Origin of the sequence: Olsenella sp. KH3B4, from assembly GCA_900111695.1 — a bacterium.
GTDB lineage: Bacteria > Actinomycetota > Coriobacteriia > Coriobacteriales > Atopobiaceae > Tractidigestivibacter.
The window spans coordinates 20,008-32,270 of record FOHD01000001.1 but is presented as its reverse complement, the minus strand read 5'-3'; the positions used below and the strand labels follow the sequence as shown (position 1 = coordinate 32,270).

The window sequence follows — 12,263 nt, the reverse complement described above, 5'->3', positions numbered from 1 at the left end:
GAAAGGGCCCTAGACTCCGCTCGAGCCAAAGCCACCAACGCCGCGGTCTGTCTCGTCGAGCTCGTCAACCTCTTGGAGAGAGACAGCGGGAACCTGCTTGATAACGAGCTGCGCGATTCTCTCGCCACGCTCGATGTGAATGCTTTTAGACGGATCAAGATTAATTGCGCAGACCTTGAGCTCACCACGATAGTGGGCATCGATGAGACCTGGAGTGTTAGCCATGGAGAGACCCTCTCGAAGGGCGAGGCCGCTGCGGGGCTGCACAAAGCCCGCAAAACCCTCCGGAATGGCAATGGCAAGGCCGGTACCAACGAGCTTTCGCTCGAAGGGGGCAAGTGTGACGTCTTCATTCGAGCGTAAATCGAGGCCCGCGTCTCCCTCATATGCGTAGCTTGGAAGCTCTACCGTGGGATCTAGGCGCTTGATGGGAAGGGTGACCTTGTTGTCTGTCATTTGTTGAGACTCCTCAGCTCCTCGCTAAACTCATCGACGTCTTTGAAATCGCGGTATACGGAAGCAAAACGGATGTAGGCTACCTTGTCCACGGCAACCAATCGCTTGAGAACCATGCTTCCCAAGTCATGCGAGGCAACCTCATTGACGCCCTCGTCACGAAGTTCAGACTCGATGTCATCAATCAGACGATCGAGAGATTCAACTGGCACGCTGCGTTTGACGGTAGCAGCCAGAAGGCCACGCATGAGCTTCTGGCGGTCGAACGTCTCCTTGCGACCGTCCTTTTTTACCACTAGGAGCGGCATATCTTCGCGTCTCTCGTACGTCGTGAAACGATAGCCGCACTTCACGCACTCGCGCCGACGACGAATCGCGTCATTGCTCTCCGATGGCCTGGAGTCGACGACCTTTGACTCCTCGCACCCGCATTTTGGACAGCGCATCAAACCTCCTAATGGACTCCATTAGGAACTTAACACAAAGTGTCCAAAATCCCACCATAAAGATGTCGCAAATAACCAAACTCGAATAGATGAGCCCATGGTGCAGACAAGAGAAGCCGAGGGATACAAACCACGCAGCAGGCAGTCTGCGTTAAGAAGAGGCAGGAACCAGGAGAGACTGTCCGGGATGAAGCTCACAGGAGCCGAGGGAATTCTTCTCAGTGATCCACCGAGCAAGCTCTGAGGTGCTGTATCCATCTACGCTGTGCCGCGCCGCAAGGCCCCAAACGGAATCACCCGAAGCAACCGTTATTTCCTCGGCAGGAAGGTTAGAGAGAGCCACAGCCATACGAGAGGCACTGGCAGCATTGCTTGCAATAAGCGCACCAAACAAGCTGGCTGTAACAAGGACCGTGCAGACAAGAACAGTAACGACGTCCCAACGAGAACTCTGCTGTTTCTTAGAAGCAGTCCTTGGAGCGTGGTAGAGCGAATCATTGCCGCGCTTGTCAGCACCGCCATCCAAAAGTACGAGTGGCGAGTAGGAAGGTACGAGGGCAGTAGTGCCCTCTGTTGAATACGTGCGAATGGTGTGAGTCATTATGTGCTCCCCTCTTGTGTGCTTGTCGGGAACCTTTATAGCTGCTGGGCGGGACACAAATTACAATCTTGCGAAACAGGCCGAACATCTGTACTCTAGTATCAACGTACATTTGTTCGTGTCAAGCCTCATTCGAACATTTGTTTGCAAAGTTTCTACCAAGCGAGTATGATTAACTCAAACGAGAGGAGACGCCATGCCAAAGGGAAAGCTCAGCAAGCGTCAGAGGGCAATCTATGACTTCATCTGCTCTTATACAGACGAGCACGGCTATCCTCCCTCGGTGAGGGAGATTGGCTCTGCCGTCGGGCTTGCTTCGCCCTCGACTGTCCACATGCACCTCAAGGTCCTCGAAGAGATGGGCCTTATCAGCAGAGACCCAAAGAAGCCACGAACGATTGAGGTCGTTCCTGACAAGCAGGTGTCAGAGGATGGAACAGCCCAGACAAAGCTCGTCTCGGTGCAGGAGGACGTTGACAAGAACTCAATTACACTGCCGCTTGTTGGACGCGTTGCTGCAGGAGTGCCCATTCTTGCTGAGCAGAACGTTGAGGAGTCACTCACGCTTCCCACAAGCATTGTTGGGGATTCCAGCTCGTTCATACTGCGAGTCCGTGGCGAGTCGATGGTCAATGCCGGCATTTTGGATGGCGACTACATAGTGGTAAAGGAGCAGCACGACGCTCATGACGGAGAGATCGTGGTTGCCCTCATAGATGACTCGGCAACGGTCAAGACCTTCTATCGCGAGAAGGACCGCATTCGCCTTCAGCCAGAGAACGATCACATGAGCCCCATCTATGCCGACAACCCGGTCATCCTTGGCCGTGTGACGGCACTTGTCCGGTCCATCTCGTAAGCATCATGGCAGATCAGCCTGACGATACAACCAACCGAGTCTCATCTGCTGCTGCGAAAGCCCAAAACAATGGGCCGGGAAGGATAGGTCTCTTCGATACCCTGAGAGGCTTCTCGGTCATATCGATGGTACTCTTCCACCTTTGCTACGACCTGAGATTCCTTGCGGGTGTCAGTCTCACCTGGTTTGCGCCGCCATTCCAAGATATTTGGCGGGCAAGCATATCGTGGACGTTCTTGTTCATCGCAGGATGCATGTGCCCGCTTTCAAGGAACAATCTCAAGCGTGGCCTTACCTATGGGGCCGTTGCGTTGACAATCTATGCTGTCACGGCTCTGGCGTCAGTCGACACACCCATCTCGTTTGGCATCATCTACTGCATGGCTGCCTGCACACTGGTAGCTTGGGTCTTGGGGAGGTTCGGCATGCTTCCCCGGGGGCCAGTTGCAGGAGCAATCCTATTTGCGTGCTTCATCCTGCTTTTGGGGCTCCCGTCAGGGACCATTGGCATCGGTCCCCTCTCGGTTGCTCTCCCCCACTCTCTGTACCGTGTCTCTGGACTTGCATGGTTGGGGATTCCGGGCCCTGGATTCTCGTCAGGAGACTACTACCCCCTCGTTCCCTTTGTACTCATGTACCTAACAGGGACAGCCATTGGAACATGGCTCAAGGAAACAGGCTACCCTGATTGGGCGAGACGCGCCAACGTGCCCCTTCTTAACCTTGTGGGCCGTCATGCTCTTCTCGTCTATGTGGTGCACCAACCTCTGTTGCTTCTGCTTACGGGCGTAGTTTAGCTTTCGCTTGGCCTGTCGTGGCTACTCTTCCGTAGCCGGAGAACTGTCCTGCCAGACGCCCGCATCGTCATCAGGCACAGCATACGGAGCAAGGGTCAAACGCATGCGCTCTGATGCGCTCACTGTTGCGAGCAAACCCTGCTCGGTATAGACCTCCCGTATCACCTGGCATCGCTCGTGGACCATCTTCATGAGTATGCCCTTGGAGAATGGCACCAGAACCGTCACAGTGGCATCCCCACGTGACGCCTCTCGGGCGACGCGGTACAGCAGGCCAGCGATTCCGGTCCCCTCGCGTGCCGAGATAGTAACAGCACCGGGATACTTCGCCTGTATGTTTGTCAAATCCTCAGCCGTAACGAGGTCGCTCTTGTTGAGTACAAGAACGGAAGGAATCTGATTTGCACTGATCTCCTCCAGAACGGAACGCACGGCATGTATCTGCCGATCCACCCCAGGGTCGGATGCGTCGGCTACGAGCAGAACGAGGTCGGCAGCCCTCACCTCAGCAAGCGTCGACTTGAAAGCCTCCACCAGCGTGGTGGGTAGTTTCTGGATAAAACCCACGGTATCGGTGAGGGTGACCCTTCGGCCCTCCTCGAGCTCGATCGAGCGCGTTGTTGGGTCCAGGGTCGCAAAGAGCTCGTCTTGCACGTACACGGTAGAGCCCGTGAGGGCATTGAGCAGTGTCGATTTGCCCGCGTTGGTATAGCCTGCAAGTGCCACGCGATAGACCCCGGAGTCCCAGCGGGCCTTCGATTGCACCTCTCGCCTGGTTTCGAGACGAGCAAGCTCATCACGGAGGGTCGAGATACGCTTGCGAACCAGACGGCGGTCAACCTCAAGCTGGCTCTCGCCCTGACCAAATCGCGACCCGATGCCACCACGGGTCTGCTCTCCAACGAGGTGACTCCACATGCCGCGAAGCCTGGGGAGAACGTACTGGAGCTGCGCAAGCTGTACCTGCAGACGCCCCTCGCGCGTTTTCGCGTGAACACCAAAGATGTCGAGGATAAGTGCCGTACGATCGATGATCTTGACGGGCTCGCCCACGATCTTCTCGAGGTTAGACTGCTGAGAAGGCGTAAGCTCGTCATCAAAAATTACAACGTCCGCATCGAGGTTCCGCACGTACGAGACGAGTTCCTCAACCTTTCCCTTGCCAATGAACGTGCGCGGAACTGGGGACTCAAGGTGCTGCGTAAGCGTGAAGACCACGTCGGCACCATCTGTGTCAGCGAGACGCGCGAGCTCGGCCATTGACTCGTCAAGGGTCCAGTCTGAGCTTCTCCCAAAGTCAACGCCCACAAGGATGGCCCTCTCGCGGACCGGGGCCGTGGACTTAGGCTCAAAGCGGGCCATGGCTATTCCTCCTCCGTACCAAGCCCGTCACAAGGCTCAGTGTGTCCGAGCGCATCTTGGACAATGATGCTGCAGGCTTGTCCAGATTCCACCTCATTGACGTCGACCCAGCGAGCGCGCCCATCCCTTCTCAGCCAAGAGAGTTGCCGCTTGGCATAGTGACGCGTGCGGCGCTTAATCTCAGCCTTTGCCTCAGCGAGCGTACACTCGCCCGCAAGGGCTGCAAGCACCTCCTTGTAGCCGATGGCCTGGCCAGCGGTGTGGGACCGGTCAAGGCCGCGTAAGCGAAGACCACGGACCTCATCCACGAGCCCGTCCTCGAACATCTTGTCGACGCGCCGGTCAATACGAGCGTAGAGTCTCTCGCGAGGGATCGATATGGCCCAAATGCGCGCGTCATAGTGAGGGACACGGGACTTGAGGCCCTCGTGGTTCTGGGCGTAGCTCACGCCCTCGTCGAGCATTTCGAGCGCACGCACGCAGCGTCGCACGTTGTTGGGGTGTATGAGAGCCGCGCTCTTAGAATCGCGCCGAGCGAGAAGGTCATGGAGCGCCTGAGCGCCTTGCTCAGCGGCTATGCGCTCGTACTTCTGCCGGCGCTCGTCGCCAAGCTCACCTGAGGGGAAGTCCATTTCGTCAATAACCGCATCAAGGTAGAGGCCGGTGCCGCCGCATAGGACGGGGATAAGACCATGCCCGAGAAGCCCATCCACACAGGAGCGAGCGTCGGACTGGAAGCGCTGGACCGAGTAGTCCTCGTCCACATCGGCGACATCCACCATGAGAAGAGGCGCGTGCCTCTCGGTGATGGGTGTCTTTGCGGTACCCACATCCATGCCCCGATACACCTGCATGGCATCCACGGAGATAACGGAAGACCCGAGGCTCTGGGCGACGAGCTCGGAAAGCGCGCTCTTTCCCGAAGCCGTAGGGCCAACGATGCAAACGACCCGCCCAGAAACCACGGAATCGCTCACGAAAGTTCGCCTTCGACAGAGCCGCGCAGGTACCAGGTGCGGGCCTCTTCGACGCGAACGTGAGCAATCTTACCCACGGCATCCTGCGCACCAATGCCCGCGGGAAGCCGGAAGTGGACGGTGCGGTTCTTCTCGCTGTGGCCGACCATCACGGAGCTGTCGCGCTTAGACGGCCCTTCGACCAAGACTCCTACGAGCTGTCCCAGGTCATCCTGGTTGGCGTCATGAGCCTGCTGGGCAACCTGCTCAGCAAGGCGATCGAAGCGATTCTGAATGACCTCGTGCGGCGTATCGTTTTCCATCTTGGCGGCAGGAGTACCGGGACGGGGAGAATAGATGAACGTGAAGGCAGAGGAGAAGCCAGCCTCGCGCACGAGCGACAGCGTGTCCTGGAAGTCCTCCTCGGTCTCGCCGGGGAAGCCGACGATGATGTCGGTGGAAAGGGCGATATCGGGGATGGCAGCACGCAGACGCCCGACAAGCGCAAGGTACTCATCCCGCGTGTAGCTGCGGTTCATCGCCTTGAGGACACGAGTGGAGCCGGACTGCACCGCCAGGTGAAGATGCGGCATCACGGCAGGGACCTCCGCCATGGCGGCGATAGTCTCATCCGAGAGGTCCTTGGGGTTGCTCGAGGTGAAGCGGATGCGCTCGATGCCCGTCTCGCCAACCGCACGAAGGAGTTCGGCGAAGCGCGGCTCGCCATAGATGTTCCTGCCATAGGAATTGACGTTCTGGCCGAGAAGGCAAATCTCGCGCACGCCATCGGCGACGAGCAGGCGACATTCCGCAACAACGCTCTCGATGGTACGGCTGCGCTCACGGCCACGCACGTACGGGACAATGCAGTACGTACAGAAGTTGTTGCAACCACTCATGATGGGAACCCATGCGTGATAGCGTTCGGCGCGATGACTGGGAAGATCAGTCGAGAAGCCAGTGCAAGGCTCCTCGGTATCAACCTCGATGGAACCGGGCTGCTCCCCAAACGCATCGGCGAGAAGCCTGGGAAGACTCGCCAGTGCGCTTGTGCCAAAAACGACGTCCACGTTGGGGATATGAGCACGAAGCCGCTCGCCGTCGCGCTGCGCAATACAGCCGCCAACGGCCACGATGCGCCTGCCCGAGGGCGGTGTGGGGGCAGACACCATGGCGGACGCCTGTCCATAGAGGCGCTGATCGGCATTCTCTCGAACGCAGCAGGTCATGTATACAACGATGTCGGCATCGTCGGTGTTGGCAACCTCAATGCAACCACACGAGTCGAGAAGGCCTGAGACCCTCTCGGAGTCGTGCATGTTCATCTGGCAGCCAAAGGTCTTGATGTTGTAGGTCTTGCCGACAAGTACCTGGGCGTCAGGGGAAGCCATCTACGCGACCACTTCCCCATTGTCAACAGCATCTGCCGAGGTGCTCTGCGGGGTGAGCCTGTGAACATAGACGGCAAAGCGAATCGCCGTGCGCTTCTCGCCAGCGATATCGATGTCGGAGAAGGTGGGGGCGCAGGAAATGTCAACGCCCGTGGGGATGAGAAAACCGCGTGCAATGGCGAGCGCCTTCACGGCCTGATTGACCGCACCAGCCCCCACACACTGCATGTTGACGGGAACCCCATCCTTTACCATGCCAGCTATGGCTCCGGCAACCGATGCCGGAGACGACTTGCTCGAGACCTTCAAGAAATCCATGCTGCTGATACTCCAATAGTGCAGTGGTTGTCAGTGTGGTGCGATTGGACGACCGTGGTGAAAATGTATATATGAACGATTGTAATGTCCCAGCTAGTTTATGCAAACGGGAAGTGTAATTCCAGAGGTACCACTTGGCACGGACGTCTAGTCAGCTTCCTCCAAGTCAAAGGTCACGGTGATGCGACCCTTGCCAACCCTCACCTTGGGGTCGTTCACCAACGAGACGTAATAACGATCCTCAATGAAGGAGAAGTCTTTCGCCAGCACACGCGAGAACTCCTCTGCATCGGGCTTTGAGAGCTTGAGGCCCCGCCTGTCACGGTAGAGGTCAATGGGCTTAGGACCAGTTGGGGCATCTGCCTTGCGAAGCATGCGCGAGGCGACGCTTCGCAAGGGCTTGATTTGCCCCGCGACCACGCGGTGGGCCGTCCGTTCGCTCATCTCCAGGCCGAGCCCCCTGCAGACAGAGAGAAGCTCCCTGGCATCCGCTGCCGCACGAAGACGCTCCAAAACAGGAAGGGCACTCAAGTCGTCAATGAAGAGCAGATCGGAGCCATCGACGGATGGGGTGACACGGGCACGGGCTGTCGCCGCAATCTCTGCCGGAGAGCCCACATAGACCTCGCAGGTCCCGTACTCCTCGAGCGCAAACTCGCAGCAGGTGCGTACAATGTTGTGAGGACCACGAGCGCAGGTGCGTTTGCCATCCTCGTCCTCGCCGAGCGTAGGCCAGGTGGACTGGTCCGCCCGCTCGGCGAGCTTGGTAGCATCGGTAACGACGCTTATCGACGTGCCCTTGCCGAGTGCGGAGGACGCCACATGCGCGGACACGGCATTCTCCCTCACGGAGTAAAGTGCCATGCCTCGGCCGTGAACGCCCCATCTGTCCACATGAACGCTCTCGAGCTTTGACGTCACGCGGGCCTCGAAGATGCGCTCCTGCATGTCTTGCGGGACACCAGAGCCGTCGTCGAGGATAGTAGTGGTGCGAAGGTCGCCTTCGCGGGATGTGGCGAGGTAGATGCGCTTTGCGCCCGCGTCGCGAGAGTTGCGGAGAAGCTCTATTACCATGTCCTCCACGCAGCGAATGTCATGCTTTGCCTGGCGGCGCTCCGCCTCCGCAACGCGGAGGCGGACATAGCCCTCGCCGAGGTTCTCCTCGACCCGAAGCGATCGCTCGCCACCCATACGAGAGACGAAATCGGCCAGATCGCCCGAACTGGACCCTTGCTCACCTGCCACGGTGCCGCCTCTCGATTACTTGGCAACGTCGACAGCGCGGGACTCACGGATGACAACCACGCGGACCTGGCCGGGGTACTCCATCTCGTCCTCAATCTGCTTGGCTATGTCGTGTGCAAGCACGGTTGCCTGCGCGTCAGAGATCTTCTCGGGCTCGACCATCACGTGAAGCTCACGGCCAGCCTGCATGGCGTAGGTACGCTCGACGCCTTCGTGGGCGTTCGAGATCTCCTCGAGCTTCTCGAGGCGCTTGATGTAGGTCTCGGCAGACTCGCGGCGCGCGCCGGGACGGGCTGCGGAGATGGCGTCTGCGGCCTGTACGAGAACGTCGAGAACGGTATCAGGGTCGACATCGGCGTGGTGCGCCTCGATGGCGTGAACGATCTCGGGACGCTCGCCATAGCGACGGGCAAGGTCGGCGCCAATCACCGCGTGCGGTCCCTCGACCTCGTGGTCGATGGCCTTGCCGATGTCGTGCAGAAGGCCAGCACGCTTTGCTGCGGCAGGGTCCATGCCAAGCTCTGAGGCCATAATGCCGCAGAGCGCGGAAACCTGAATGGAGTGCGAGAGGACGTTCTGACCAAAGGAGGTGCGGTACTTGAGCGCACCGAGGGTCTTCACGATCTCGGGGTGAAGGTCATGGATTCCGGCGTCAAAGGCCGCCTGCTCGCCCGCCTCGCGAACGCGCTCGTTGACAAGGTCCTCTGCCTTCTTGTAAAGCTCCTCGATGCGCGCGGGGTGAATGCGTCCATCAGCGATGAGGTTCTCGAGGGCCACGCGAGCCGTCTCTCGACGAACGGGGTCAAAGCTCGAGAGGACAACGGTCTCGGGAGTGTCGTCGATGACGAGCGAAACGCCAGAGACCTGCTCAAAGGTGCGGATGTTCCTGCCTTCACGGCCGATGATGCGGCCCTTAAGGTCATCGGAGGGAATGTGCACGGAGGTGACGGTTATCTCGCCCGCCTGGTCGGCGGCACAACGCTGGATGGCCGTCGAGATAATCTCGCGCGCGGTCTTGTCGGCCTTGGCGCGGACGTTCTGCTCGGCCTCGCGAAGAATCTGGGCCTCGTCACGCACGCTCTCGGCGCGGACGCGAGAGATGAGCTCGTCATGAGCCTCGTCCTTGGAGAGACCAGCAATGCGCTCAAGCTCGGTGGTCTGCTTGCCCTCGAGGGCATCGAGGTCGTTCTTGCGACGATCGAGCTGGCTCTGGAGCCCCGACAGCTGACGCTCGCGCTTATCCAAGGCATCGTTGCGGCGGTCGAGGGACTCCTCGCGCTGCATGATGCGACCCTCCATAGACTGGAGCTCGCCCTTGCGCTTCTTCTCCTCAGCTTCGGAATTCTGCTTGAGCTGCAGAATCTCCTCCTTGGCCTCGAGAACGGCCTCCTTCTTGGCGGTGTCCGCCTGACGGCGCGCCTCAGAGGTGATGCGCTCGGCCTTCCCCCGCGCGCTCTCGATCTGCTCGTTTGCAGACTTGAGCTTGGAGTTGCTCTTCCCCGCGAGGAAGAAGTACGCCAACCCAGCTCCCACAGCTAGACAGATAATCCCTATGACAAGTTCCATGGCTACTCCTCAGATGACGAAATCACGAGATTGTTCAGGAGACCCCAACGCACAACGTTGGGGAACCCGCCATCGGGGGTATCCGGCCGCAGATGCCAAAAAAACATGACGGTCCATGATGCTGACGCAGTGAAACCAAAACAATGCACAGCTGGTAAACCAGCGGAAGATACGCTCTCAGGCTTTTCAATCATATGTTCGCATTTGATACCTGTCAAACCGTTGTGGTACCGCCCACACCCAAACCCAGCGCGCTTCACGGAATATGTGGACAGTGGAGACGTATGTCCTGTTACAGATTTTCCTGCTCCCGGCGCTCTTCCAGCACGCGACGAGCCGTGCGGGTGGCAAGGCCGAGCGGGAAACCCCTCGAGGAGAGGAACCGAACAATCTTCTCGTAATCGTTCTTGCCTGTGAGACGTCGCCTGGAGGCAAGTTCGTAGGCAGTGTTTTCCTCGGTCTCATCCGTGAGGTAGAGCTCTGGCCAGCCAGGAACGCCGCTCGCATCGACGCCTCGACGCGAGAGCTCACGCTCGATGCGTACCCTTCCCCAACCCTGGGCAAGCTTGGAGCGAATGAAGGCGTCTGCAAAGCGGGCGTTGTCGACAAGACCGCACTCGACAGACCTTCGCACCGTGGTCTCAACCGTCTGAGCAGCATAGCCGTCACGCGCCAGCCGAGAGGAAAGCTCTCCCTCGGAGTAGTCCCTACGATCGATGAGCGCCGCCGCGCGCTCCATGGCGCACTTCCGTGAGACCTCCCCCATCGCGAACATGAGCTCCGCACGCGAGGACGGGAGTAGCTCCCGTGCCCTTGCCTTGGCGTCGAGGGCGCGCGCCACCGCAGGCGGCACGTGGATGTGCTCCTCGCCACGCTGGGTTGTTCGTAGTATGACCTCGGCGCGGGGAACCGCCTGCCCCAGGCCGCGCGTTCCGCGCTGGGGCAGGCGGACCTCCCAGTCAAGGTCTGTCTTGGGCCATGCGCCCTTGTTGGCACGCGTCACTACTGGACGTCCCCAGAACTGGCAGCAGCACCCTCGACCGGCTCCCCAACGCGTTCATCACCGAGGACAAGACCACAGGCCACGCGGACCTTATGGTCTATCTCCTCCAGGAGATCTGGGTTGGAAGCGAGGAATGTCTTGGCCGCCTCACGGCCCTGGCCAAGTCGCTCGCCCTCGTACGTGAACCAGGAACCGGACTTGTCGACGATCTGGTACTCGACCGCCATGTCAAGCACCGACCCCTCCTTGGAAATGCCCGTACCATACATGATGTCGAACTCGGCAGACTTGAACGGAGGAGCGACCTTGTTCTTGACGACCTTGACCCTCACGCGGTTGCCAACGACCTCACCGTTGACCTTGATGCTGTCCACGCGCCTGATGTCCATGCGGACCGACGAGAAGAACTTGAGGGCGCGGCCGCCGGGCGTGGTCTCTGGGTTGCCAAACATGACGCCGATCTTCTCGCGCAACTGGTTGATGAAGATGCAGGTGGTGTTTGACTTGGAGAGAGAACCCGCGAGCTTGCGGAGGGCCTGGCTCATGAGACGAGCCTGAAGTCCCACTGTGGTGTCACCAATCTCGCCCTCGATCTCGGCACGTGGGACAAGGGCGGCCACCGAGTCTATGACCACCACGTCGATGGCACCAGAACGGACGAGCATGTCGCAAATCTCGAGCGCCTGTTCGCCCGTGTCCGGCTGCGAGATGAGGACTTCGTCGATGTCAACGCCGATACGAGCAGCATAGCCCGGATCAAGGGCGTGCTCGGCATCGATGAATGCGACGACACCTCCCATGGCTTGCGCCTCAGCCAGAATCTCGAGAGAGAGTGTGGTCTTGCCCGAGGACTCGGGACCATAGATCTCGACGATGCGGCCACGGGGCACGCCGCCTATGCCAAGGGCGGCATCGAGCGCAAGTGATCCCGTGGGGATGGCTTCGACCTCTAGGCTGGCACTGTCATCACCGTAGCGCATGATGGCGCCCTTACCGAACTTCTTCTCTATCTCTTGGGTAGTGACCTCAAGCGCCTTGTCGCGCTCCTCAGTGGTCTCTGGATGGTTGACCTCTTTGACCGTTCCCTTGCTCTTGGCCATGCTCGCTCCTCATCTGTTGGCTTCCTCGATGATATACGAACATCCGTTCGTAGTCAACATCGCTAGACAAAGCGTACAGGTGAGCCCTTGCACTAGGTTGACGCCGCGCGAGCACGCCGCTGTCGCACGGCCGCCACGATTCTGACAGACACGGGCCTCTGCC

12 protein-coding genes are annotated in these 12,263 nt (G+C 59.2%); 2 read left to right on the top strand and 10 right to left on the bottom strand.

Annotated features, from left to right (window positions below):
• Positions 1–9: 9 nt before the first annotated feature.
• Both dut and nrdR read right to left on the bottom strand, forming a co-directional pair.
• Entirely contained in the window at positions 10–456 is a 447-nt protein-coding gene (gene dut, locus BMX94_RS00140) for a dUTP diphosphatase (RefSeq protein ID WP_091002278.1), read from the bottom strand.
• Positions 453–902 (bottom strand): transcriptional regulator NrdR, encoded by a 450-nt coding sequence (nrdR, locus tag BMX94_RS00135; protein ID WP_091002277.1) that lies wholly within the window; start codon positions 900–902, stop codon positions 453–455. The genes dut and nrdR overlap by 4 nt, the downstream gene beginning before the upstream one ends.
• 797 nt (positions 903–1,699) lie before the next feature.
• Here nrdR and lexA point away from each other — a divergent pair.
• Both lexA and BMX94_RS00120 read left to right on the top strand, forming a co-directional pair.
• The gene (gene lexA / locus BMX94_RS00125) at positions 1,700–2,362 is read left to right on the top strand and encodes a transcriptional repressor LexA (RefSeq protein WP_091002275.1); all 663 of its coding nucleotides are present in this window, start codon (positions 1,700–1,702) and stop codon (positions 2,360–2,362) included.
• Positions 2,363–2,367: 5 nt separating this feature from the next.
• Entirely contained in the window at positions 2,368–3,159 is a 792-nt protein-coding gene (locus BMX94_RS00120) for a heparan-alpha-glucosaminide N-acetyltransferase (RefSeq protein WP_177171265.1), read from the top strand.
• Between the two features lie 21 nt (positions 3,160–3,180).
• Here BMX94_RS00120 and hflX read toward each other — a convergent pair whose 3' ends face one another.
• The 8 genes from hflX to recA form a co-directional block, all read right to left on the bottom strand.
• Positions 3,181–4,521 carry a GTPase HflX gene (gene hflX / locus BMX94_RS00115; RefSeq protein WP_091002274.1) on the bottom strand — a complete coding sequence of 447 codons (1,341 nt, stop codon included), beginning with the start codon at positions 4,519–4,521 and terminating at the stop codon, positions 3,181–3,183.
• Between the two features lie 2 nt (positions 4,522–4,523).
• Entirely contained in the window at positions 4,524–5,498 is a 975-nt protein-coding gene (miaA, locus tag BMX94_RS00110; protein ID WP_286159964.1) for a tRNA (adenosine(37)-N6)-dimethylallyltransferase MiaA, read from the bottom strand.
• Positions 5,495–6,868: a tRNA (N6-isopentenyl adenosine(37)-C2)-methylthiotransferase MiaB gene (gene miaB / locus BMX94_RS00105; RefSeq protein WP_091002273.1), complete on the bottom strand. Its 1,374-nt coding sequence runs from the start codon at positions 6,866–6,868 to the stop codon at positions 5,495–5,497. Before miaB ends, miaA begins: the two co-directional genes overlap by 4 nt.
• The gene (locus tag BMX94_RS00100; RefSeq protein WP_091002272.1) at positions 6,869–7,186 is read right to left on the bottom strand and encodes a stage V sporulation protein S; all 318 of its coding nucleotides are present in this window, start codon (positions 7,184–7,186) and stop codon (positions 6,869–6,871) included. It abuts the gene before it with no gap.
• A 147-nt stretch (positions 7,187–7,333) separates the two neighbouring features.
• Positions 7,334–8,377 carry an ATP-binding protein gene (locus tag BMX94_RS00095; RefSeq protein ID WP_091002831.1) on the bottom strand — a complete coding sequence of 348 codons (1,044 nt, stop codon included), beginning with the start codon at positions 8,375–8,377 and terminating at the stop codon, positions 7,334–7,336.
• Positions 8,378–8,446: 69 nt separating this feature from the next.
• The gene (rny, locus tag BMX94_RS00090; RefSeq protein WP_091002271.1) at positions 8,447–9,997 is read right to left on the bottom strand and encodes a ribonuclease Y; all 1,551 of its coding nucleotides are present in this window, start codon (positions 9,995–9,997) and stop codon (positions 8,447–8,449) included.
• A gap of 292 nt (positions 9,998–10,289) precedes the next feature.
• Positions 10,290–11,000: a regulatory protein RecX gene (locus BMX94_RS00085; RefSeq protein ID WP_091002270.1), complete on the bottom strand. Its 711-nt coding sequence runs from the start codon at positions 10,998–11,000 to the stop codon at positions 10,290–10,292.
• Positions 11,000–12,100 (bottom strand): recombinase RecA, encoded by a 1,101-nt coding sequence (gene recA / locus BMX94_RS00080; RefSeq protein ID WP_091002269.1) that lies wholly within the window; start codon positions 12,098–12,100, stop codon positions 11,000–11,002. The genes BMX94_RS00085 and recA overlap by 1 nt, the downstream gene beginning before the upstream one ends.
• Between the last annotated feature and the right edge of the window lie 163 nt (positions 12,101–12,263).